This window comes from Coprococcus sp. RTP21428st1_C9_RTP21428_210409 (assembly GCF_040227395.1).
GTDB classification, from domain to species: Bacteria; Bacillota; Clostridia; order Lachnospirales; family Lachnospiraceae; genus Coprococcus; species Coprococcus aceti.
The window spans coordinates 1-26510 of the sequence record NZ_JBEHVV010000039.1 but is presented as its reverse complement, the minus strand read 5'-3'; the positions used below and the strand labels follow the sequence as shown (position 1 = coordinate 26510).

Annotated in this window: 19 protein-coding genes; all 19 read left to right on the top strand. The window is 38.3% G+C overall.

Annotated features, from left to right (window positions below):
- A partial coding sequence (locus ABUA34_RS08805; RefSeq protein WP_349823175.1) for a protein kinase domain-containing protein occupies positions 1 to 1615 on the top strand: 1615 nt, incomplete at its 5' end.
- A gap of 21 nt (positions 1616 to 1636) precedes the next feature.
- Entirely contained in the window at positions 1637 to 4603 is a 2967-nt protein-coding gene (locus ABUA34_RS08800; RefSeq protein WP_349093147.1) for a PASTA domain-containing protein, read from the top strand.
- Positions 4604 to 4626: 23 nt separating this feature from the next.
- Positions 4627 to 6963, top strand: a complete 2337-nt coding sequence (locus tag ABUA34_RS08795; protein ID WP_349093149.1) for a PASTA domain-containing protein — start codon at positions 4627 to 4629, stop codon at positions 6961 to 6963.
- Positions 6964 to 6978: 15 nt separating this feature from the next.
- Entirely contained in the window at positions 6979 to 7347 is a 369-nt protein-coding gene (locus tag ABUA34_RS08790; RefSeq protein ID WP_022216235.1) for an FHA domain-containing protein, read from the top strand.
- Positions 7348 to 7373: 26 nt separating this feature from the next.
- On the top strand, positions 7374 to 8828 hold the full coding sequence (locus tag ABUA34_RS08785; protein WP_349823174.1) for an FHA domain-containing protein: 1455 nt from the start codon (positions 7374 to 7376) through the stop codon (positions 8826 to 8828).
- Positions 8829 to 8833: 5 nt separating this feature from the next.
- Positions 8834 to 10150, top strand: coding sequence for an FHA domain-containing serine/threonine-protein kinase (locus ABUA34_RS08780; RefSeq protein WP_349823173.1), 1317 nt, complete (start codon positions 8834 to 8836; stop codon positions 10148 to 10150).
- Positions 10147 to 10995, top strand: a complete 849-nt coding sequence (locus ABUA34_RS08775; protein ID WP_117874961.1) for a PP2C family protein-serine/threonine phosphatase — start codon at positions 10147 to 10149, stop codon at positions 10993 to 10995. The genes ABUA34_RS08780 and ABUA34_RS08775 overlap by 4 nt, the downstream gene beginning before the upstream one ends.
- 50 nt (positions 10996 to 11045) lie before the next feature.
- Positions 11046 to 11699 carry an FHA domain-containing protein gene (locus ABUA34_RS08770; protein ID WP_022216231.1) on the top strand — a complete coding sequence of 218 codons (654 nt, stop codon included), beginning with the start codon at positions 11046 to 11048 and terminating at the stop codon, positions 11697 to 11699.
- Between the two features lie 2 nt (positions 11700 to 11701).
- A complete protein-coding gene (locus tag ABUA34_RS08765; RefSeq protein WP_055146854.1) occupies positions 11702 to 12610 on the top strand; it encodes an FHA domain-containing protein in 909 nt (302 codons plus the stop codon).
- 26 nt (positions 12611 to 12636) lie between these two features.
- Entirely contained in the window at positions 12637 to 13578 is a 942-nt protein-coding gene (locus ABUA34_RS08760) for an FHA domain-containing protein (protein ID WP_022216229.1), read from the top strand.
- Positions 13579 to 13612: 34 nt separating this feature from the next.
- Entirely contained in the window at positions 13613 to 15994 is a 2382-nt protein-coding gene (locus ABUA34_RS08755; RefSeq protein WP_055273384.1) for a leucine-rich repeat domain-containing protein, read from the top strand.
- Positions 15995 to 16011: 17 nt separating this feature from the next.
- A complete protein-coding gene (locus ABUA34_RS08750) occupies positions 16012 to 18201 on the top strand; it encodes a leucine-rich repeat domain-containing protein (RefSeq protein ID WP_055273387.1) in 2190 nt (729 codons plus the stop codon).
- Positions 18202 to 18218: 17 nt separating this feature from the next.
- The gene (locus ABUA34_RS08745; protein WP_055273389.1) at positions 18219 to 19088 is read left to right on the top strand and encodes a hypothetical protein; all 870 of its coding nucleotides are present in this window, start codon (positions 18219 to 18221) and stop codon (positions 19086 to 19088) included.
- A 41-nt stretch (positions 19089 to 19129) separates the two neighbouring features.
- The gene (locus ABUA34_RS08740; protein ID WP_055273391.1) at positions 19130 to 20041 is read left to right on the top strand and encodes a hypothetical protein; all 912 of its coding nucleotides are present in this window, start codon (positions 19130 to 19132) and stop codon (positions 20039 to 20041) included.
- Positions 20042 to 20185: 144 nt separating this feature from the next.
- Positions 20186 to 21202 carry a hypothetical protein gene (locus tag ABUA34_RS08735; protein ID WP_349823172.1) on the top strand — a complete coding sequence of 339 codons (1017 nt, stop codon included), beginning with the start codon at positions 20186 to 20188 and terminating at the stop codon, positions 21200 to 21202.
- A 160-nt stretch (positions 21203 to 21362) separates the two neighbouring features.
- On the top strand, positions 21363 to 21866 hold the full coding sequence (locus tag ABUA34_RS08730) for a CinA family protein (RefSeq protein WP_161171872.1): 504 nt from the start codon (positions 21363 to 21365) through the stop codon (positions 21864 to 21866).
- A gap of 62 nt (positions 21867 to 21928) precedes the next feature.
- A complete protein-coding gene (locus ABUA34_RS08725) occupies positions 21929 to 22612 on the top strand; it encodes a metallophosphoesterase (protein WP_242857336.1) in 684 nt (227 codons plus the stop codon).
- 168 nt (positions 22613 to 22780) lie between these two features.
- Positions 22781 to 24889 (top strand): glutamine synthetase III family protein, encoded by a 2109-nt coding sequence (locus tag ABUA34_RS08720; protein ID WP_055146820.1) that lies wholly within the window; start codon positions 22781 to 22783, stop codon positions 24887 to 24889.
- A 429-nt stretch (positions 24890 to 25318) separates the two neighbouring features.
- Positions 25319 to 26510: DNA topoisomerase (locus tag ABUA34_RS08715; RefSeq protein ID WP_349823171.1), on the top strand; the 1192-nt coding region annotated here is incomplete at its 3' end.

Below are 26510 nucleotides of genomic sequence, written 5' to 3'. Positions count from 1 at the left end.
TTTAAAGTCAAAGGGAGGTCGTATAGGCTGTGAAGAGGTTATACCTATAGCTGATGCGGTAATAACAGCTCTCAAGGAGATACATGCTGGCGGAATAATACACAGAGATATCAGTCCTGACAACATAATGTTGTGCAACGATGGGCGGATTAAGCTCCTAGATTTTGGCGCTGCAAGATTTTCAGATGCTGATCAGGAAAGAACCAGATCTATTATTTTGAAACCTGGATTTGCTCCACCAGAGCAGTATCAGGCAAAAAGTAAGCAGGGACCATGGACAGATATATATGCGTTATGTGCAACTGTATATCGCGCAATAACAGGAGTATTACCGGACGAATCTGTTAATAGAGTTATAGAGGATACAGTACAATCTCCAATTCAGATATACAGTGATATTCCTGAAAGAATAAGTAATACTGTTATGAAGGGAATGTCAATATATCCTGAAATACGATTTTCAAATGTAGACGAATTAAAAAAGGCTCTTGATGGAGAAAAGAAAGTTATGGAGCCAAAGAAAGAACTTCGTGTACGCAGAATGAAGCGAACGATAACAGTAGGAATTGCACTTCTTGTCGTCGTGTCAATGTCACTTTATGTGTACAACATGTATAAAAATAAAAAAGCTGATGTGGTTATGAATGCTGCTGATATATCAATCTGGATTGCAGTGGATGATCAAATGAATGAAGATGGCGCAAAGGCAATGATGGATAGTGGAATAGAAGCATTCACAAGTAGTCAAGAGAAGGTAAATGTTAATTATAAATTTATACCAGAAGATCAATATGGCAGTGAATTATTAAAAGCATACGAGAATGGAGAGATGCCTACAATATTCCAGGCTCAATATGCAACAAAAGAGATTATGGAGGATGCGGCCAGCGTAGATAAAGTTTATGAATATATGGAAAAGTCGGGATCTGACGATTGCTATCTGTTAGAAAATTATAAAAATTCTATTGAAGAAAGCAAAAAAATTCCATTAAGCTTTGAGGCACCTGTTGTATATGTAAAAAGAAGCTCAGAAGTTAAGAATATAGATAATCTGACTATAAGCGACTACAAGCAGATAGAAAGCATGAGTGATGATAGTTTCTATATATCAGAATCTGCGGAAGATATGCTTCTGAGTTCGCTGAATAGTAATGAGAATAGTCAGAATATTGATGATAAAAGAAAAAAAGAATGGAAAAAATTAGGTGGAAGTGAAATATATAAGCAGTTTTTATCTGACGATAAATTATTATACTATTTCGGTTCAACGGAGGACTATAAATTTGTAAATGACAGTTGGGCTGGAAGATATAAGATCGTGAAGATAGAAAGTGATTCAGTTTATGTAGAACCAACTAATGAATTGTCGATAAGTGGAACAACCAGTGATGATGAGAGCAGAGCGGCTTCTTTGTTAATAAGCTATATGTTAAAACAGGGAGCTCAGGAAGCGTTGTTCTTAGGAACATCTTATAGCGATAATGGTGTGGATAAATTGCAGAAAATTGAAGGATTACCAGTTAATAAATCTGCGTTGAAGTCATATACGGATACTAATACTGAATTACAGATTATAGATTCTTACACAGATAACATGAAGATAAAACAGCAGTAAAGTGGGAAGGAGAATATACAGATGCCTGAAAGAATATGTATGGGATGTATGGAAAAATACAATGACAAATACAGTATATGTCCGTATTGCGGTTATAATTCCGAATCTTCAGCTCAGGAGCCATATCATTTAACTCCAGGAACTGTTATTGGAGGAAAATATATTGTTGGTAAAGCAATAGGGTATGGAGGATTTTCTGTAACATATATAGGCTATGATTACAGTATTGATAAAAAGGTAGCGATAAAAGAGTATATGCCTTCTGAGTTTGCAACAAGATCTCCAGGATCTTCACAGGTTGTAATTTTCACAGGTGATAGAGAAGAACAATTCCGTGGAGGAATAGAAAAATTTGTTGATGAAGCAAAACGATTGGCAAAATTTCGTGGAACTCCGGGAGTAACAGATGTTTATGACGTGTTGGTAGAGAATAATACTGCATATATAGTGATGGAATTCCTTGAGGGAGAGACACTCAAAGAGTATCTGGAAAAAAACGGAAAGATTTCACCTGATGAAGCGATAGAAATGATGATTCCTATAATAAGAACGTTAAAGACGGTAAATGCTCAGGGAATCTTACATAGAGATATTGCACCAGATAACATTTTTATGACCAATAATGGTGAAGTAAAACTCATTGATTTTGGCGCTGCAAGACAGGCTACATCTACAAATCATAGCAAGAGTTTATCTGTAATAGTGAAGCCGGGATATGCACCACCAGAGCAATATAGAAGTAGGGGAGATCAGGGTTCCTGGACAGATGTATATGGATGCGGTGCCGTGTTATATAAGATGATAACTGGAGTTACCCCTGAAGATTCGATGGATCGAGATTCGAAGGATTCACTGAAAGATATATCAAAATTTAATATAGATATTACGACTAATCAGGAAAATGCAATTATGAATGCTCTGAATCTGGAGATAGAGGATAGAACACCAGATATGGAGAGATTGGAATATGAGCTTACTACGGATGAAGAAGTTGCAAGAATAAAGGCTAAAAAGAAGAAAATGGATTTTGGACGTTGGCCATTATGGTTAAAGATATCGGTGCCTGCAGCGGCTGTTTTACTATTGACGCTGGGAACTTTATTGGTCACAGGCGTGATAAATTGGAAGATGTTTATACCGGGGGCGACATCTAAAGTCAGGGTGCCTAATGTTGTAAATCAAACGCTCAATGATGCAGAGATAATGATTCAAGAAAAGGATATGCTGATTCAGATAGTTGATCAGGTTGAATCTGATACGATTCCTAAAGGTGCGGTTTTGTCACAAAACATTCCTTATGGTACGGAAGTCAAAGGGGGAATGGTGTTAGAGGTTACAATATCTGGAGGCGTAGGACAGGTGTATATGCCTGATGTTGTTGGTTTATCTAAAGAAAAAGCTGAACAGGAATTGAAGGATCTGGGTTTGTTTGTAAAAACAGATACGGCTGAGAGCGAAATAAAGAAGGAATATATTTGCGCACAGCAGTACAAGTATGGCGAGGCTGTAGATAAAGGTTCAGAGGTTAACCTTACGGTGTCATTGGGTAAAAAAGAGTATGACAATTCGAAGAAAACAGAAGTGCCGAATGTTGTAGGTGAAAAATGGGATGATGCAAGAAAAATGGCATCTGATAAAAGAATATACATATATAAATCAGATATAAAGAACAGTGATACTGTTGAGAAAGATATAGTTATGAAACAGTCTTTGAAAGCTAAGTCAAAGGTGGAAGAAGGTTCTGACTTAGGCGTTGATGTGAGCCTCGGAATAAATACAACGCATGTTCCAGATGTTGTATATAAGAGCTTTGATGAAGCTTCAAAACTTATGAATGACAGTAAGATAAAAATAGAGGTTACATACCAGAAGAGTGATGTGGTAGCTAAAGATCATGTAATATCCCAGAGCGTTGAGGCGGGAACAGAGGTGAAAGTATGGTCTACAGTATCGCTGTGTATAAGTGAGGGCAGTGATAAGATTGATGCTGCACCTAGATATGAAGATACTGATAAGAAGAATACAACATCAGAGCAAACAAAAACAACAGAGAAGACAACGGAGAAAAAATCAGAGAGTAAGAAGGAAGATAAGAACACTGAGGACAAAAAAACAGAACATGCTACAGAAGAACAGCGCACAGAGAATAAGACAGAAAGCACAACTGAGAATGTAAAACCATCAAAAGATGATTCTATGGTAGATGTGCCTAGTCTGGTTGGAATGTCTTTGCAACAGGCTGAAGCAATGCTGGAAAGTAATGAATTAAGTGTTGGAAGTGTGGAATATAGATCTTCCTCATCATCTAGTACAGGCATAGTTTTGGATCAGGGTATTGGTTCAAATCAGAAGGTAAAAAAAGGAACTCAGATATCATTGATAGTTTGTTCGAATGATACTGTGACAATGTATAGATATAGAGATGTGCAGGATTATGATATAAAAAAGACTAACAGTAACAGCACTCCAAGTGGTTATACATATTACAAAACTGAAGAAAGTCAGTCTTATGGGAACTGGGGAGGATGGACTGAATGGAGTTCAAACTACGTACAATCCAGTGATACCTGTAATGTAGAAGCGAAAGATGGCGCTGTGTTTGGTCGATATGATACATACAGGGCTGATGGTTCTTATGAAAGAACTGATGATAAATGGCAGAATTCAGGATCTAGAAGGAGGGAATATTATCTTCCGTGGGATGAAGTATCACGTGCAAATCAATTTCAGTGGCCTGGCAGTTCGACTGAAAGATGGGTATTTAATAGTAATGGAGAAGTTAATTACAGAAATGTTTCAGGCACTGGTGAGTGGTCGTGGACGGGTACTGTCTACAGATATCAGACCCGGTCTGTGAATAAGGTATATACATACTGGTACAGAAAACCAATTTATGGTTCGTGGTCTGAGTGGAGCACATCTAGAGTTAGTGAATCCTCAACAAGACAGGTTGAGACAAAACAAGATTATGTATATGAACAATACTAGGAAGTAACAGGAGGCAGTATGGTATGGCGGAACAATTATGTATGGGATGTATGAATAAGTTTGATGAAAATGATAGCGTATGTCCATATTGTGGATATAGGGTGGATACTCCGCCCGCAGAGCCATATCATTTAGCTCCGGGAGTAATACTTGGCGGGAAGTATATTGTAGGAAAAACCATAGGATATGGTGGATTTTCGGTTACATATCTGGCATATGATTATAGTCTTGAGAAGAAAATAGCTATTAAGGAATATCTGCCATCTGAATTTGCAACAAGGGCTGTTGGCTCATCAACGATATCTATCTTTAGTGGAGATAGGACTGACCAGTTTAACGGAGGAATAGAAAAGTTTATTGATGAGGCAAAGAGGCTTGCAAAATTTAAGGGAACAACAGGAATAACAGATGTGTATGATGTGTTCCGTGAAAATAATACAGCATATATTGCTATGGAATATCTGGAGGGACAAACGTTAAAAGAATTCCTCCTAGATAACGGTAAAATAGATTATCAAAAAGCTGTTGATATGATGATACCTATAATAAGGACTTTGAAGAAGGTTCATGAAAAAGGGATATTACACAGAGATATAGCTCCAGATAATATTTTCATAACTTCAAATGGAGAGGTAAAGCTTATTGATTTTGGCGCTGCAAGACAGGCGACATCAACAAATCACAGCAAAAGCCTGTCGGTTATAGTTAAACCGGGATATGCGCCGCCTGAACAGTATAGAAGCCGTGGAGAACAGGGGCCGTGGACAGATGTATATGGTTGTGGTGCAACTTTGTACAAAATGATAACTGGCGTAACTCCGGACGATTCAATGGAGAGATGTTCTAAAGATACACTGGAATTACCATCAAAGTTTGCAGGGAACATATCAGAGAATGTTGAGAATGCTATATTGAATGCTTTAAATATAGAAATCAATGACAGAACTCCGGATATGGAAAGACTGGAATATGAACTTACGACAACGGATGTTGTACACAAAAATCGTGTAACATCAAAATCCAGAGATCTTGGAAGATGGCCAACATGGTTGAAAGCAGTGGTAGCAGCATCAATATTAGCTGTACTGGTAGTTGGGACCTTATTGGTAACTGGTGTAATAAATTGGGATTCATTTATTTCCTCGGATGACAGATCGGATGCAAGAGTGCCAAATGTCATAAATCTTACAGTTGATGATGCTGAGAAAATACTGGCCTCTGAAAATATAGATATGAAAATTGTTGATAAGCAGGAGTCGGAAGATATACCTAAGGACTCAGTATTATCACAAAATATAAGTGGTGGAAGTCAGGTACAGAAAGGTATGACAGTAGAAATAGTTGTATCGAGTGGAAAAGGACAGGTGTATATGCCAGATTTCACTGGATTAGGACAGACTGAAGCCGTGGAACAAGTTGAAAAGATGGGGCTGCATGCGAAGATTGAAACACAAGAAAGTGAAATAGCTCAGGATTATATATGTGACCAACAATATAAAGAAGGAGAAAAAGTAGATAAAGGCTCAGAGATATTATTGAAAGTATCTATTGGCAATAGTAGTTATGATGAGAGCGCAGAAACTACAATTCCAGATGTTGTTGGTGAAACATGGGAGAATGCAAGAAAGTGTGCAAGAGAGAAAAAGATATACATATATAAGGAAGAAACACTTAATGACAGCAAGGTTGCTCAGGGAAAAGTGATAAAGCAGAATCATAAGTCTGGAGAAAAAGAAAAACAGGGGTTTGTGTTGGGGGTAAAAGTTTCTCTTGGTGTAAAAATGACTCATGTTCCTGATGTAGTTTATAAGAGCCTTGAAGATGCCCGGAAACTTATGGATGAGAGTAATCTTCAGATAGAGGTCGAATATGAACAGAGTGATAAGGTTGAGAAGGATCATGTAATATCGCAAAGTATAAAACCAGATACGGAGGTTGAGGAAAAAACAATTATAAAACTTGTGGTGAGTAAAGGCAATGGCTCTGAAGATAATTCAGAAGCAACTAATGATACAGAAGAAACAACAGAAATTACTACAGAGGATACACCTACGACAGCCCAGGAGACTACTACTGAAGAAGAAACGACAGAAGCACCAGAACCAGATGATGAACCGACAAAAGCAATCGTTCCAGATTTATCTGGATGTAGTGAAGATTCTGCTATATCGATGTTGTATGATGCGGGGCTTTCAGTTGGAAGCATAGAGTACAGGTCTGATCCTAATTCATATGATGGTGCAGTCTTAAGTCAAGGTGTTTCTGCATATTCCGAGGTCGATTATGGAACATCGGTTTCACTGATAATTTGTAATAATGAAAAAGATGAGAGCGGAAATTATATTTGCCCAGAATACTAATAGTAGAGGATAAAAATGGAGAATGTTAAGAAAATCAATTCAAGACAGCAGGTTTTAAATCATGTTCCACAGGATGGAGGTGCGATTATCGGTGTCAGAGGGTATCTGGCAGGGGTTATTATTGCTGTGAATTATGGAAATATCATAACTATAGGCAGGGATCCGGCAACATGTAATTTGATCATGGAGGGAGATTTCATCAGTCGTACACATTGCAGACTAAGCTACAACAATGGTACTGGTTTGTACACAATAGAAGACAGATCAACAAATGGAATAATCCTTCCAGGTGGTCAAATAACAAAAAAAGGACAGGTCGTTTCAGTTGCTGGTGGAACACATATATGTATCGGAACATATAGTGAAGAACTTTTATTACGATAAAATTTGGGAAATGGAGAGTGGATGAGATGAGTGAAAGCTGTCTATTCAGATATTTAAAAAAAATAGGCCTGAGCGTGCTGATAACCATGGCCTTTGTTATGAATGGGTTAATAGGTTCGGTCATAACTGCGTGTGCTGAAAACACTATGGTTAGTGAAAGTAATGAAGATGTAACGGATGATAGTGGCGTAAATTATTATATTTTTTGGGATTTTAAAAGATCAATATATCTGGACGAGTATGATGCAAGAAATGACTCAGGAAAAAATCTGGAATATGTTGGAACTCTAATTAGTAATTTTGCAGAGAGAAGCGGAGATTTGACAAGAAATATAGAGGTGTATTATATAACATCTTCTGAAGCTGAAAAGAAAACCGGAGATTTTACGACCATAAAGAACAATACAGGAGTGGTAAATCTGTCGGATGTCATCAGCCAGTCTCGTAATACTAATGATTTTGTGGATTCTGAAAATAGGGATCCTGATGAATTTAATAACGAATTGTATGCTGTATTGGAGAATAAAGAAAATACAGACAATACAAATGTGTATATATTGCTAACCGATGGTCAGGAAAAGTTACAAAAGGAAAGTAAGGAGCTTTTAAATGAAAGTAATAGTTTAGTGTATTGGGTCGATATATCCAGATATAAGGCTACTCCGGACACTACACGTAAAAGATATGATTCGATGAAGGGGATAGACAACTTCTTTAAAGAGGATTGCATTGATGCGGCACCATTGGATGAAGCTGCTGATGATGTGCTCCTAAATATAGAGACAGATGTAGCAGGAAGATTAAATATCGATTATTCAATTAATAATGAAGAATCAATAACAGAAAATAGTACAACATCTGACAATTGGACGGGATATGCAACAACAGAAGTCGTTGAGGTAACAGCGGTAGAATTATATGGTGTTGCAACACCTACAGATGGCGGCGTTGGAAGTAATAACGATGGATTTATCAATAAGCTTAAGTCATGGTGGACGAATGGAATAGTTGGAAAGCTGATAATTATATTTTCAGCTCTAGTTGTGGTTGTAGTTATTACTTTAGTGATTATTTTGACTGTTAATCGTAGGCAGAAGAAAAAACGCAAAATAGAATGCCACAGAAAAAATGTACAAATAACAAATAATAATGATGTAGGCATGGATAATGGACATAACTACAATAATTCGATTGATGTACAGATAGAGGTTATAGGAAGAAAGCCTGATGTGAAAAATGTTCATATAAATGGAAGTGCATTTATAGGCAGGGCAAACACCTGTGACGTTTTTATCAATGAAGTTACAGTTTCAAGACAGCATATTGTATTGGAATGTAAAAATGGAGAGTTATTCGTTCAGCCGTTGATGACTGCGACAAACAGTACAAAATTAAATGGCAAGCAGATAACTGACAGACATCAGTTGTTTTCGGGAGACAGACTGATGATCGGTGCAGTAGGAATTATAGTAAGGTGGTGATGTGAATGAATATTACATATGCATTGGGTAAAGGAACATATTTATCAAGTCGCTATCGTATAGATGAAAATATTGGCCAAGGTGGATTTGGAATAACTTATGTGGCATATGACGAAGCAGAAGGCAAAAAGTGTGCTGTGAAGGAATATTTCCCGAGGGATAGTGCCGTAAGATTATCAAATGGAAAAGAAGTAAAAACGGTATCAGATGAGAAAATAGAAATTTTTAATCATGGCCTTACGAGATTCATGGAAGAGGCAGATGTTCTATGGAAGCTCCAAGGCGTTGAATCTGTTGTATCAGTGTATGACAGGTTTAAAGAAAATGGAACCGGATACTATGTGATGGAATATGTTGACGGAGTTACATTAAAAAAACTTGTCAGGGAAAATGGTAAATTAAAGTTTAAATATGTAAACAAAATTTTATTTGATGTCGGAACTGCGCTTATTCAGGTTCACGCATTGAATATATTCCATAGAGATATAAAGCCAGACAATATCATGGTGGATAGCACCGGTGTAATAAAGCTCATTGATTTTGGAAATGCCAAAAATATAAAAAGACAATCTGGTAACGAACAATTGTCAGTGATGCTTACTCCTGGATTTGCTCCTTTTGAGCAGTATTCATCAAAGTCTGAGCAGGGTACATTTACTGATGTGTATTCACTTGCAGCAACCGTATACTATCTACTTACGGGAAAGATGCTATTAAACCCTAATGAAAGACTGCTATCCAGTGAAGATATAGTTCTGGATGACGAGGACATTCCAGAGTATGTAACTGATGCTTTATATAAAGCATTGAGAGTAAATTATAAAGAACGAACGCAGACTATTTATGAATTTTTATCAGATATGAGGCTGATAAATGAGACTGTATATTCTCATGATGATAACCAAAATGCGGATATCTTAAAAAAGAATAATGAGAATAAGGCCAACGGAATACATGCGATTACGGATAACCTTATTTCTGCAACACATGGACGAATTCCGCATCCATACATAGTTATTATTTCTGGAGACAATGAAGGTACTACCATTGATATACCTCTGGATAGAGGAGTAATTGTTGGCCGAACCAAGAATTATGCCCAGATTATATTCAAACAGGATGAATTTATAAGTAAAAAACACTGTGAGGTCTACTACGACAGCCTAGAAGATTTGATATACATTACGGATTTATCTACGAACGGAACATGGGTTAATGGGTACAAGCTTAATCCAAACCAAGTATATTCCGTGGATAAAGGAAGTGTGGTGACACTGGCAAATCAGAAATGTTCTTTTAAGGTAGGAGTGACATATTTATGAGAGAAGAAGCGGCAAGACAAAATGAAGTTACAACAGTCAGACTTACTGAAGAAATAAGCTGGGAAAGTATAGATCGTAAAGAAAATGCATTGCATATTGAAATCGGGCAGTCATCAATAATAGGAACAAGGAGTTATCAACAGGATTCTTTATTTGTGGCAAAGTATGAAAACGGAATGACTTTAGCTGTAATTTGCGATGGTATGGGTGGTTTGAACGGTGGTGAATTGGCAAGTAATACAGCGGTGAAAATGTTAGTGAATGATTTTAAGTCAGTGAATGATTTTAGTGAGGTTCCAATATTCTTAGAGAGGGAAGTTGTACGTCTCGATGAGTGTGTAGCAGATCTCGAGGATGAGTATGGAAATGCATTGGGAGGCGGTTGTACTTTAGTGTGCGTTGTTACAAAAGGGAATGGTATGTATTTCATATCAGCAGGTGACAGCAGAATTTATATAGTGAGAGACAATGATATACAAGCAATAAACAGAGATCATAATTTCAGACTGCAGTTGGATACAATGCTGAGAAATGGACAGATAACCGAGAAAGAGTACGAGATGCAGGAGAATCAGGCCGAAGCGCTTATAAGTTATTTAGGAATGGGCAATATCTCGTTGACGGATAGTAACACTGAGCCATTTTATCTGGAAGAAAATGATCTGATACTATTATGCAGCGATGGTCTTTATAAGAGACTTAGCAACGAACAGATATTAGATATTGTTTTGGATAATCAGAATAGTATGCAGGTGATAGCTGAACGATTAAATAAGGTTGTTATGCAGCTAACACAGAGAAATCAAGATAATACGTCGGTAATTCTGCTTAGATATGGCAGATAAAGGGCAGAAAGATGCCGTCATAAATATACAATCAAGAGGAGGACAAATTTATGAATTTAACAAGATGTGCGAAAGGTCATTACTATGATATGGACAAGTTTTCAATGTGTCCACATTGTGCAAGTGCAAATGAAGGTATGGGACAGACAATGAGATATACTCAGCCGGTAAATGATTCTGCATTTTCAGGTGGAACATCAGTTTCCAGCAATGCGACTGATGATACTGTAAATTATACAGATGCCGATACATCATTCACAGACATGATAAATGATGCAAAAAACAAGCCGGAAAAAGATGATGACGATTCAGTGACAATAGGTTTCAGTGGAAGTTCAGGAAAATCAGAAGTTGTAGGATGGGTTGTTTGCATTGAGGGAAGTGATAAAGGAACCGGATTCCCATTAAAGACCGGAAGAAATTTTATAGGTAGAAATGCAAATCAGGATATAGTTCTTGCAAAGGATAGAACAGTATCAAGAGATAAGCATGCGATAATCGTATATGAGCCAAGACAGAGAAAGTTTATTGTTCAGCCTGGAGATTCCAGAGGTCTGTTCTACTTAAATGATGAGGTCGTTTTGGGATCAAAAGAACTCAATGCATATGATGTAATACTTGTGGGCGAGACAAAGCTGGCGTTTATACCTTTCTGTGGAAAGAAGTTTAGCTGGGATGATGGATTACAGAGTGAGGAGGAGTAAATATGTATACTGGAAAAATTACATTTATTCAGGGAGAATTACAGGGAAGTAGTATAGATCTTCAGCCTGGTAAGCAGCAGGTTCTGGGACGAAATGGAGCGAATTGTAATATTTTCTTCCAGTCTGACAGAGTCAGCAGGGTTCATTGTGCAATAACATTTGACGAAAATACAGGACGGCTGAGTTTGCTTAATTATTCAACATCGGGAACAACAGTAAATGGTAATGAATTGGGACCACAGCAGACAGTAAATATAGATAATGGAGCAAAAGTAAAGCTTGGTCATTCAGACAATGTGTTTACGTTTTCTGCACAGCTTGTAAATACGAATGTCAGTACACCTAAAAGGACGGGAGTTATCAAAAGATTGTCTAAAAAGTACACGCCTCGACCAGATAATGGTGCATCTATATTTGAAGATTACCTGGTAGAAGATGATGAAAAAGAAGTGCTTACACTGTCTAATGATCGTGTACTCAATTTCTTTACTGGAAAAGGATTGCTTAAGAATAAGGCAGTGCTTACAAATAGAAGATTATACATAAATGAGCATAAAGGAATTATATCATATGCATATTCAAGAGAGGTAGTAGAGCTTGATGAGATTACAGGCACATCGATAGTGAAGAGAAATCCTATATGGAGTTTGGTTATGGCCGGTGTTTGGCTTGTTGTAGGAATTATTTCGATGTCGATTACAGGCGTTGCTGCTACATTCTTGCCATTCCTTGCGCTGACACTTATACAGGCGTATACATACCTAAAACTGTGGGGAAATTGGTTTGTTGTTCATTTCCCAGGAGGAAAATATACCTTCTCGATTAAAAATATTTCATTGTATGAAGTAACAGAATTTCAGAGAGCAATATGCGCTTTGAAGAGAAAAGAATTGAAATATAGCGATATGTAGGCATTTGGTGTAAGAGGAGAGTATATATGGCGAATAATAATGCAAAGATAAAATTTTTATCCGGGCAGTATGCCGGATCAGAAATCGAATTGACACCGTTTACAGCAATAGTGTTGGGAAGAAATCCTGCGGTATCAAATTTTGTGTTCAGTAATGAAAATATAAGTAGAAAGCACTGCTCGATACAATACAATCCAAATGACAGAAGATTTGCTGTGAGTGACTATTCTTCATCAGGCACATACATAAATAATGTGAAGAGAATGCAGCAGGGGAGCGTGGAGTATCTGAATGGAGGAGACACTATTAAGTTAGGTCGTACTGATGAGATAATCCAGCTTATCGCACCTCAGAGATTTGAAAATGAACGAGGGGCAAGTGATCAGGATATTTATGATGATGATGACGATGACAGAGCAACTCAGAAGATGTCGGCATCTCAGGCAGCAGCTCAGCCGCAATTAACAGTGAGAGGCGGTTCTGAAGATAGCTATAACGCTGGAAATAGCGAAGCATCTGTTCAAAATCAGGTCAATAATAATCAATATAATGGTCAGTTTGTACAGAAAGTGTCGTGTACATTGGGAACAATTGGTTTAATTTTTGCGGGTGCAGCATTTTTGGTATGTCTTATATCACTTATTTATATCTTGGCTACAGATGCACAACATTTTGCACCAGCATGTGTAGTTTATATAAATAATTGGGGTGGCTCATTTGAATTCATTGCAGTATTTGCCTTTGTCGGTTTAATACTTGGAATAGTTCAATTATCAAAAAATGTTACAAAGGATGCCAAAATAAAAAATATAGGAACTGTTGCTATTGTGTTGGCTGTAGTTGCAATGTTGTTGTTCAGTTATATTTATATGTCTGCTGCATCATGCCCGAAGAGGGAACTTATCGAGTATGGAATTGGACAGGCTGGAGAATCTTTAGATGATATGCTGAATGAGTTGTTTCAGTAAATAATAAAAGATAAAGATATGAGGTGATGGTGACATGAATTGGATTAGAAGGATTTTTATTGTTAGTGCGGTTTTTGTTGTTGGTGGTATGGCGTCATTGATCAATGTTCATGCAGAAACATACGGTGACTATGAATATGAGATAAATGCTGATGGGAAAACGGTCACCATCACCAAGTATATGAAAGAAGATGAGTATGATCCGGAAACGGGATGGACAATTGTGGATAACAATCCTTTGTACATACCAGCATCTATTGAGGGGAGAAAGGTTACCATAATAGGTGAAGAATCGTTCAAAGGGATTCTTGGCAATTCCAATATTGTAATTCCTAATGGTGTAGAACAGATTGGCTTAAGTGCTTTTGAGGGAATGTACAATTTAACGAGTGTTTCATTACCAAATACTTTGAAAGTGATAGGGCAAACAGCGTTTTTTGATTGTATGGATCTTTCTGTAATAACTTTGCCGGATAGTCTTGAGGAAATAGGCGACAACGCATTTGGATATACAAACATATCATCTGTATGGATACCAGAAAATGTAAGAAAACTAAATGGTAGTGTTTTTGAAAAAAGTACACCTGAGGAATTCGGTTCATCAAATTTAATACCTGTTACGGTGAGTGTTTCGTCGAAAAATAAATTTTTGGACAGCAGAGATAATTGTAATGGAATTATAGAGACTGCAACGGGAACATTGTTATGGGGAAATTCAAAAACGGTAATACCATCAGGCGTAAAAATAATAGGTGAATATGCTTTTTCTGGGGCTGAGTTTAAACAATTTGTTGTACCATCAAATGTGACAGAAATTGGGCGAGGTGCATTTTCAGGGTGCAGTTATCTTGAACAAATATATATGAGTGATAATGTGATATCAATAGGGGATAGTGCATTTACAAGATGTTCTTCGTTAACATATATAAGCTTTTCAAAGAATATAAAGAATCTGGGGGAGTATGCATTTTCAGAATGTTCATCGCTTAGTGAGATAACACTTCCTGATAGTATAACATCGCTTGGATGTAGTGTTTTTGAGTGGTGCGAAAATCTGCAGAGGATATATCTACCAGAAAATATAACTGTTTTGCCAGATTATATGTTTGTATCGTGTCATAATATTACAGAAATCAATATACCTTCGAAGGTTACGACTATCGGAGAATGCGCATTTGGTTTTTGTGTTAAACTTAATAAGATTGTTTTACCAGACAGCTTAAAAAAGATTGGTAAAGAGGCATTTGAGGAAACAGATATTACAGCTATAACAATACCAAGAAATGTACAGGACATAGGAACTGGAATAGTAGCTGATTGTGATAAGTTGACAAAAATAGTAGTTAATAGTGGAAATAAATATTATGACAGTAGAAATAATTGTAATGCAATAATTGATAAAGAAGAAAAGACTTTGATTGCTGGATGCAGAAGTACGATCATACCAAGTGATATTAAGATAATTGGTGAATATGCGTTTTATTATTGTGAAGGACTTAGCAGTATAACTATACCAGAAAACATAGAATCAATTTATGATAATGCATTTGGATATTGTATAAATTTGAAAAAGATAGTTATCAAGTCAAAAGACACATATTTATATGATTATACATTTAGTGAGTGCAATAATGATCTTGTTATTTTCTGCTACGAAAATTCAGAAGCACTGTTTTATGCAAAAAGTAACGGATTAAACTACAGTATAATGAAAATTGAAAAAATTGATTTGGGTAAAACTACATCAAAGACCAGAGTAACAGGCATAGTTAATAAAGTTTATAATGGCAAAATGCAGACACAACCAGGTCTCATTGTAAAAGTAAACGGGAAAAAATTAGTTCTAAATAAGGACTATTCAGTTAGATATTTAAATAATAAGAATATTGGACATGCAAGTATAACAATTACAGGTAAAGGCAATTATAGTGGAAGTTTAACAAAAAAATTTGATATTATGTTGCCTGTTGGAAAAACGATATCTGTTGGAAATTTAAAATATAGAGTTACTAATGCCTCTATAAATGGAAAAGGTCAGGTTTCTGTTATAGGATCGACCTACAAAAAAAATTCACGTAAGTTGAAAACTGTAAATATTGGAAGCAGTATAGTTGTAGGTAATATGAAATACAATATTACTTCAATAGAAAAAAATGCTTTTAAAGGGTGCAAATATCTGTCTAGTGTAAATATTGGATCTGGAGTCAAAGTGATAGGTGCATCTGCTTTTGAAAAATGTGTAAGGTTGAATAAGGTTACAATCAAAACAATGTATTTAAAATCTGTTGGGAAAAAAGCATTTTCGTCAATTTACAAAAAAGCAGTATTTAAATTGCCTAGAAAGGAATATGGCGTATATGTGAAGATGATTAAAAAAACGAGGGTTTCGAATAAAGTGGTGTTTAAAAGAGTATAACTGGGAGGATGGGATAAATGAAAAAAATTTATAAAGTAATAATGTTGACAGTTATGTTTATATGCTTATTTTCGGTAACAGCTATAGCTGACGAAGAAGGTGAATCCGTTTACATATATAGTGTAAATGCAGATGGGAAAACAATAACAATAAATGAGTATAATGGAAGTTCATCAGAATTAGATATCCCAAGTTCAATTGACGGAATGCAGGTAACTGCAATTGGAGATGAGGCATTTAGTTATAATTCATATATATGTAAATTGAAAATACCTTATGGTGTAAAGCAAATAGGAAAAAGAGCATTTGCAAGTATAAGCGAGTTGCAAGAAATAACTATCCCATATAGTGTTACATCAATAGGAGATGAGGCATTTGAATATTGCGGATTGTTACAGATAAATATTCCTTCCTCTGTGAGAGAAATTGGAAGTGGAGTTTTTGCAGGTTGTGGTAATGTAAATTCTATAATAGTTGATGAAAGTAATTTATTTTATGACAGTAGAAATAACTGTAATGCTATCATAAGGAAATCGGATAATGTTTTGATCAGTGGTTGCAAAAATAGCAGTATTCCTTTGGGAATAACGGCTATAGGAAAGAGGGCTTTTAAATGTGTAGAAGATCTTACTGAAATTACTTTGCCAGTGTCTGTAACTAGAATAGAGGCGGCGGCATTTCAGGCATCAGGTTTGGAGAATATTATTTTACCGGATAATTTGACATACATTGGTGACGAAGCTTTCTATAGTTGTAATATTGAAGAAGTAGTTTTACCACAAAGTGTGACAGAGATAGGCAGCGGAGTTTTTACAAATTGTGCCAAGCTTGAAAGTATTACACTGTCAGAGAACTTATCAGTTATAGGTGTAGGTGCATTTTCGCGGTGTGATGAGCTGAAAAGTCTATATATTCCAGCTTCGGTCACAAACATAAAGGGCGCCATAACTACGTCGGATTTTTCTCTTACGTCAATTAAGGTAAGTAGTGCAAATAAAAAATATGATAGTAGAAACAATTGTAATTCAATAGTAGAAACAAAAAGCAATAAGATTATCAGCGCATGTAGAGCATCAATAATACCTGAAAGTATAAAAAGGATTGGTGAGAGTGCTTTTGAAGGCGTGCATATGGACAAAATAGTTATACCAGATTCTGTTACCTATATAGATGATTATGCATTTGCTTATAGTATATTGTCAGAAATAACTTTATCAGAAAATGTTTTACAGATAGGAGAGAGCGCGTTTGGGGGGTGTTGGTGTTTAAAGAAAATTGTCATAAAAAATTATTCTATGCATATAGGCAGAAATGCTTTTGATAATATGCCTGTATGGGTGGAAGGTCGATGCTACTATTGTTACCAGGGATCAACTGCACAGAAGTATGCAGATGAAGCTGCTGATGGCGTATGCAAGTTCATGACAAGGCCATCACACTCCATAAACATAACAGATAAGTCTGCAAATACAACAATAACAGGTATAGGTAACAGGATATTCACAGGAAATGAGATAAAGCAGACAGGTATTGTGGTTACTGTATGTGGAAAGAAATTGTCACTTGGCAGTGATTATACCTTGAAATATGAAAACAATAAAAATATTGGAAAAGCCAAGATTGTTATTACTGGAAAAGGAAATTATGCGGGAAGTATTACAAAATATTTTGATATTAAGATAGTTTTGGGAGGTACTTATAAAGTAGGTTCTCTAAAATACAAGATAACAAATGCTTCCTTAAACGGCAAAGGAACAATGACATTGCTGGGCTCAACATATAAAAATAGTAATAAAAAATTTAATACTTTAACTATTGGAGACACAGTAGTGATCGGAGGAAAGCGGTTCAAGGTAACATCAATTGCTCCTAAAGCTTTTAGTAATAGAAAGTATCTTAAAAAGGTTGTAATTGGTAGTAATATTCAGCAGATTGGAAGCAAGGCATTTTATGGATGTACTTCTATAAATACTGTTGTAATAGGCAAAAATGTAAGAATAATAGGTTCACAATCGTTTGCAAATTGTCGGGGCTTAAAGAAGATTGTGATAAAAACATCATTTTTGAAGAGCAGTTCCGTTGGAAAATCTGCTTTTTCAAATATATTTAAAAAGGCAAATATAAAAGTACCAGTGAAGAAAAAGAATGCATATATAAAGATATTAAGGTCAAAGGGTGTATCCAGACAAAGCAGAATTACAAAATAAGGATAGCAGGAGGCCATATGAGAAAAATACTGGAAAATTGTTGTTTAGCAGTATTGTCAATCAGCATGGTGGTTAGTCTGACTGGTTGTAAAATTATAGAGAATAATGTAGCTGATGCGAAAAAAGATATAGAACAATTGCAGGATTCAACAGCAATCACTACAACAGAAAACAGCGAGAAGATAAATACAGAAAAATCTGAGACAACAGAAAGTGATAAGAAAGACAATATTTCAGATACAATGGTAACAACTGAAGAAATCTCAACAGTAGATGATAATTCTGCAAAGAGTTCAACAAATCTTGAAAGTGGTGGAGAAAAGTCGCAGATATCAGAAAGAGAATGGAAGGATGCATACATAGAGAAAATACAAAGTGTAAAAAATGAGTATAGTTATGTATGGGGATATTTGTATGATCTTGATGATAATGGAATCCCGGAATTGATAATTAGTGATTGGGGAAGCCATGATGGAGAGTCATATACATATACAGCGGATGGGTTGATTTCCCTTGGCAATATGGGTGGAACTTTTGGACATTTGTATTATCGAGATGGTTATTTAATTAATAGAGCTTCGTCAGGAGGTTCACCTGGTCCTATATGGCTTACTGTTTGGCAGTTGGATGGATCAGAGATTAATACCATTAAGGAATTAGAATTTGATAAGAACATTGATAAGCATGGAGAACCATTGGTTACTGGTGCAGAAAGTTATGCAGATGCTGTAAATATAGTTGAAAAATATGGAATGTCAATTGACTATCAAACTATGGATTTTGATGGTCAGAGTTATTGCCAGGTTGAAATTGATACCTCTGCATTAAAAGACGTGAACTCTTATGAAGAGGCAGATTTTGTATCGGCTGTAGAGAATTACAAATAAGATACATTGTGAGCATAATGAGGTGTAGGAGAAAAGCATAGATGAAGAGACAAAAACCAGTTGTATGGTTGCAAAGGATAATCGTTGTAGTGGGAATGTCATTAGTTCTTACCGGTTGTCAGAATATAAAGGAACAAATGAGTATTATACAGTCTCAATCAACGACAGAGAGAACAACTACTGAGGAGATAGTTGTAACTGAAACTGGGAAACGTGTTAATACGGAAAAGAAAGTATCGGAAGAGAATACAACTGAACAAAAGACAACCGAAAAAGTGATAAGTGAAAGTGTTGACACGGAAGAAAAAACTACGGAGAAACAAACCACAGAGGCACAAGATGAAGAAAAGTATGAAGCCTATCAAAATATAATTGACAAATATGTTGAACTTAATAGTGAAGGAGTGACATATGAAGAGTGTAATAGCTTAGATTTTCCATACGAAGTGGCAGAAAATTTGTATAGCAAATACAATGTACTGATAGTGTGTGGAAATTTGAGCGATGTTGGTTATGTGATAGAAGACATTGATGGTGATGGAATTAAAGAACTTATATTTGCAAATCCAACAACATCTTTGATATATGAGGTTTATACAATGGATGATGATACACCTAAGCTTGTTTTGGCAAGTTGGGAGAGATCAACTATAAATTACTGTGGTGATCATTATTGTGTGGAAGGCTCCAGTGGGGCTGCAAATTATGTGATTTCAAGCGGGAACTTTCGTGGTGGAGAATGGAAAACTGAATACCATTTGTACACGGACATGATGGAAAATGGTGAGATTGGTTATTTTTATACGACAAATGATACTGTAGACAAATCTGTGGATACTCAGATAACACAAGATGAATATAACAATATCAAGGAAGATGCAGAATCAGGTATGTGTACTTATCCAAATTTGAATAATCTGATAGAGTTTGGAAGGTGTATACTGGAAGAATAAAATTATAGAAATAACTATTGAAATAGTGGAAAAATGAAAGAAGTTACGATGAAAGAAAAAAGACAAACAAAAAAACAAATTACCAGTCCAGCCATCCCCGCCTTCATAACATCAGCCGTCTGTTACGCGGCAATGAGGGCAATAATGGCAAGAACAGAAAACGCATTCTTTGCCGGATACATAGGTGGAGTAGGGACAGTGGATCAAGTAAAACATATTCTAATATGTATTCTTGTTGGTGTGATACTTTTTGTATTGCCTCTTGAAAAAATATGCGACAAGACATATTGCGTGATATGTTACTGCGGTTCTCTTTTGACAGATAAAAAGAAGTACAAGGATGGAACGACTGTATTCTTACTTGTGTTTTTGTATGCGTTGGTTTGCTGGGCGGGAACAGTGTTTTCCCTATGTACGGACAGTGGATTTGATGATGGTGGTCACTGGGTATTATTTAGATCTGGAAGTGACAGGATATATGCGCTGGTTATAACGATACTTGCATTTGTAGTGATGATAAAGAGCGCAGATCTGATAAAGAACAACTGGGCTGGAATGCTGATATGGTTCCTGATTGAATTGGCAAATGTTACAAGCGTAAAGCTTGTGACAGGTAAAGATGATCTTACATTTGCAATTGTTTGTGCTGAAACTGTTATGTTTATTATATATATGGCGGTGCAGTACAGTTTGAATATTGCGATGTGTCTTGTATCATTACTATGTGGAGCAATAATGATGTTTGCTGGATGTGAGGATATATTTACCAGTAAGCATAAGATGTCAGGTGTGGCACTTGTAAGTGATATGTCTCAGTCTGGAAGTGTACCGGACAAATTTTTTGAAGCAAGATACAATATTACAATAATTGAAAAACAGGCGGGAATCCCTGTGTGTATATTGTGGTTTGTATTATTTGCGATTTTGTCAGTTGCAGTTATTGGGGCTGCAGCAAAGCTTATGAGGGTGTCTGCTAGGCGCGGGATATTTGTGTTAGGAATATATATGATCGGTGCATTTCTGCTCATATACACAGTATTGGCGGAGCTGGGAATTATCAAGCCAGCGGAGACGTTGTTGCTTCTTATAGATGTGGTAATTCCAGTTATGATATTGTGCCTTAGAATGTTTGTATTTAGAACTGGCAACGATAATATATAAGCTATAATAAATATAGTTCACCGGAGTAAATATAATTTAGTATGGTGAACTATTTTTATTTGCAATATTGAGTATTCAGCTTGACGCACGATTGAAAAATTATTACTCTGATGATAGATGAAAAATAAAGAAGTATCGAAACGGGGAGATATATACATATATGGAACAATATAACGAGAACAAAATAAGAGGCAATTATCATAAGCTGACCCAGCTTCTTATCTCCCGACACCTAACCATAACCACCATGGAATCTGCCACCTCAGGGCAGATTGCATCCCTCATCACCGACACGGAAGGTTCCTCTGCAGTGCTGAAAGGTGCATTTATCACCTACTGCAATGAGGCGAAGATCATGCAGGGGGTTCCCGCAGAGATCATAGACAAGTATACAGTCTATTCAAAGGAAACTGCAGGTTCAATGGCGCAGGTGTGTAGAAAGGCGTATAATGCGAATATAGGGATCGGCGTGACTGGAACCATGGGAAATGTGGATCCGGCAAATCCAGACGCTTCGATTCCGGGACAGGTATACTTTGCCATAGACATAGATGGCGATGTGGAAGAGTACTATGTGGAGCTTCCACCTCAGCCGACAAGGCTTGCGTACAAGCTTGCTGTGGCGGAGGAGATATATGAGGAGCTTATTAAGAGGCTGGACTGATAGAACGATTATCAAAGGAAGAATAAATGCTATATCTCATATCCGACATCCACGGAGATGTCATGTCATTCAGAAAAATGTTGAAAAAGATAAGCTTTGATCCAGCCGTGGACAACATGATAGTCATGGGAGACATATTTGACTGGAACGATGAGGGAATTTCTCTTCTTGAGTTTATGTCGGACTATCTTGTGGATGGTTCGATGCAGCTCATAAAGGGTAATCATGAACTGTTTGCCCAGATGTACATAGAGGGAAGCATGTCAGAGAGACAGTGGATCATATTCGGCGGTGGTGGAACAGTCAGAGATATCAAGAAGCTCAATGTGGATGATCAGATGAAACTGCATGGGTATCTGGCACATCTGCCACATTACACAGAGATACATTCGCCAAAGTACGGAGTTTGTGTTGTCACCCATCCGGGCATTCATTGTGGCTCGTATGTCAGAAACGCTGACAGGACGATCAATATTACCGAGTCTATTACGAATGCCGTGGGAAGAGATGAATACAGGTTTCTCATATCGCCGGATATCCACAATGTTCCGTTTTCGGATAAGAAGGCATTTGACAGGTATGTGTTCTGCGGACATGTGACGACGAACAGACTCAATGAAGATCATTCATATAACGCTTATGTGACATCATACTATACGGATCTCGACTGCGGAAATGGAGAGAGAAACAGGGGCGGAAAGCTGGCGTGCTATTGCGTGGACGACGACAGTATTTTTTATATATGAGATTTTTTTAAAATTAGGGGTTGATTTTTGAAAGAATATAGAGTATTTTATATTCAACAATTAAATGATACGAAATGGACAAAGGTGTTCTCAAGAAGGAGGACACCTTTCTCTTTTTTTGAGGATACGTTAAGGATTCATTTTTAATCAAGAAAAGGAGTAGTAATTATGATGAACAAAATTTCGGCCGTATTTGGCTCACACGTATTCTCAGATCAGGTCATGAGAGAGAGACTTCCAAAAGCAGTTTACAAGTCACTCAAGGCGACTATTGACAAGGGCGAGCCTCTCGATACATCAATCGCAGATTCAGTTGCAGCAGCCATGAAGGAATGGGCAATGGAGCTTGGTGCAACACATTATACACATTGGTTCCAGCCACTTACGGAGACAACAGCAGAGAAGCACGACTCATTCGTAAGCACAGTCGGTGATGGCGGTGTTATCCTCCAGTTCACAGGCAAGGAGCTCATTAAGTCAGAGCCGGATGCTTCATCATTCCCTTCAGGCGGTCTTCGTGAGACATGCGCAGCAAGAGGATATACAGCATGGGATTGTACATCACCTGCATTTGTAAAGACAACAGATGAGGGAACATGTATCCTCTGTATCCCGGCAGCATTCACATCATATACAGGAGAGTCACTTGACTACAAGACACCTCTTCTCCGTTCGATGGATGCCATCAGCAAGGAAGCCCTTAAGGCTCTTGCAATGTTCGGCAACACAACAGCCAAGAAGGTTACTTCATCAGTTGGTCCTGAGCAGGAGTACTTCCTGATAGATAAGAAGAAATTTGCAAAGAGAACAGATCTTAAGCTCTGCGGACGTACACTTTTCGGAGCAATGCCTCCAAAGGGACAGGAGCTTGATGATCAGTATTTCGCAGCGATCAAGGATAAGATCGCATCATACATGACAGAGTTGAACGAGGAGCTGTGGAAATACGGTATCCTTGCAAAGACACAGCACAATGAGGTTGCACCTGCACAGCATGAGCTTGCACCAATCTTCTCAACAACCAACATCGCCACAGATCAGAACCATCTGGTTATGGCAACCATGAAGAAGATCGCTGCAAAGCATGACCTTGAGTGCGTACTCCATGAGAAGCCATTTGCCGGTGTAAATGGTTCAGGTAAGCACAACAACTGGTCGATCTCAACAGACGAGGGCGAGAACCTCATCGATCCAGGCAAGCATCCTGAGACAAATCTTCAGTTCCAGTTCTTCCTGGCAGCAGTCCTGGCAGCAGTAGATAACAACGCTGAGCTTCTGAGACTTTCCGCTTCATCAGCAGGAAACGATCACAGACTTGGAGCTAACGAGGCACCTCCAGCAATCATCTCAGCATTCCTTGGAGAGCAGCTCCAGTCGATCGTTGAGCAGATCATCGAGAAGGGTGAGGCTACAGAGTCCCCAAAGGGCAAGACATATGTATCAGGTGCATCAACACTTCCTACATTTACAATGGATGCCACAGATAGAAACAGAACATCACCATTTGCGTTCACAGGTAACAAGTTCGAGTTCAGAATGGTTGGTTCAACACAGTCCATCGCATTCCCAATGATGGTACTCAATACAATAGTTGCAGATCAGATCAAGAAGATGACAGATGAGCTTGAGGGCGCTGACGATTTCGAGACAGCATGCAAGGCACTCATCAGAAGAGAACTCACAGCACATCAGAGAATCATCTTCAATGGCAATGGTTACTCAGATGAGTGGGTTGAGGAGGCAGCAAAGCGTGGTCTTCCAAATATTAAGTGCATGGTTGATGCTGTTCCTTATCTTGCAGCAGACAAGAGTGTTAAGATCTTTGAGAATCTTGGAGTTATGGATAAGGCAGAACTTGAGGCGAGAGCTGATGTAATGCTTGAGAACTATGCAAAGAAGATCAACATCGAGGCACTCACTATGATAGAGATGTCTAATGAGGAGATCATTCCTGCAGTTATGGAATATCAGGCAGAACTTGCAAAGGGTGCAGCTGAGATCAAGGCTCTCGGAATTGATCCTACAGTTCAGGTATCACTTCTGAACACCATCTCAGAGAAGCTCACAGAGCTCAAGAGCGCTACAGTAGCCCTTGAGGAGCTGGTTGTAAAGGCATCAGATTACGAGGGAGATACAGAGGCCTGGGCTAAGTATTTCCACAACACAGTATTTGCAGCATTTGACACAGTGAGAAAGCCTGCTGATGAACTTGAGAAGGAACTTCCAAAGACAGCTTGGCCATTCCCAACATACGAGCAGCTGTTATTCGAGCAGTAAAACATAGATTGAGTTTGCTAATCCTACTAAATTCTATATAAAATAGCTTAGAGGCATCCTGTCTGCGGTATCGCAGGCGGGGTGCTTTTTGCGCGTTATAATCCCGTCAAGCGCGCACATGCGAGAGCTTGCTCGCGGCATGTAGCGCATTTGACGGGATGACGCGACATGAACACGAAGGCCGATAGGCCGGAGTGTGAATGCCGCGTAGAATTGCGGGAGCACGAAGTGCGAAGCAATTCGGTATTAACGCGCAATGCGTGTGGAGGGGGGCAAGTGCGAAGCGGAGGAGCAGGCACCTCCGTCCCCACTTGCCCCCCTCCACAAATTCTGCTATTATATACAGATGTGTTGTGATGTATTTTTGCACCGGTCACGGCATAAACAGGATCATGTGTGTGGCGGATGCTGAAAGAATAGGAGCATAATTTGAAGAATTTATATATAGCAGAGAAGCCCAGCGTGGCGAGGCAGTTTGCCGACGTGCTGGGGGTGAAGGGCAATGCGGGAAATGGTTACCTAGAGTCGGATACAGCGGTTGTCACATGGTGTGTCGGACATCTGGTCACCATGAGCTACCCGGAGGTCTACGATCCGAATCTTAAGAAGTGGAGCCTTTCAACTATTCCATTTATTCCAACTGAATACAAATATGAAGTTCTTCCTGACACAAAGAAACAGTTCAATATCGTTGCGGGATTGCTTACCCGCGATGACATAGGCTGTATCTATGTGGCAACGGATTCAGGACGAGAGGGAGAATACATATACAGGCTTGTGGATTCAATGGCTCACGTAACCGGCAAGGAGAAACGCCGTGTGTGGATCGATTCACAGACCGAGGAGGAGATCCTCAGGGGAATCCGTGAGGCGAAGCCGCTCTCAGAGTACGACAGCCTCAGCGACGCAGCGTACCTTAGGGCCCAGGAGGACTACCTTATGGGTATCAACTTTTCAAGGGCGCTGTCGCTGAAGTTTTCAAATGTAGTCCAGAGGTATCTCGGCATGGACAGATGTGTCATAGCCGTGGGCCGTGTCATGACCTGTGTCCTCGGTATAATAGTGAAGAGAGAGCGTGAGATCAGGGAGTTTGTAAAGACTCCGTTCTACAGACTCGTTGCAAATGTGGGCGAGGAAGGACAGACATTTGATGCAGAATGGAAGTCAGTGAAGGGCACAAAGTATTTCGAGTCGCCTCTTCTGTATAAGGAGAATGGATTTAAAGAGAGACCCGCAGCGGAGCAGCTTCTGGCGGAGCTGAAGGCAGGGGAGCCCGAGGCTGTGGTTGAGGCAGTGGAACGCAAGAAAGAGAAGAAACAGCCTCCGATGCTGTATAATCTGGCGGAGCTTCAGAATGACTGTTCATCACTTTTCAAGATCAGTCCGTCCGATACCCTCAAGATAGTCCAGGAGCTCTACGAGAAGAAGCTGGTAACCTATCCGAGAACAGATGCCAGAGTGCTGTCAACGGCCGTGGCAAAGGAGATAGGACGGAACATATCGGGACTTAAGAATTTCCAGCCTGTGGCAGAATTTGCACAGGGGGCCATGGAGAGCGGCACATATAAGGGAATCGCAAAGACGAAATATGTGAACGATAAGCAGATCACCGACCACTACG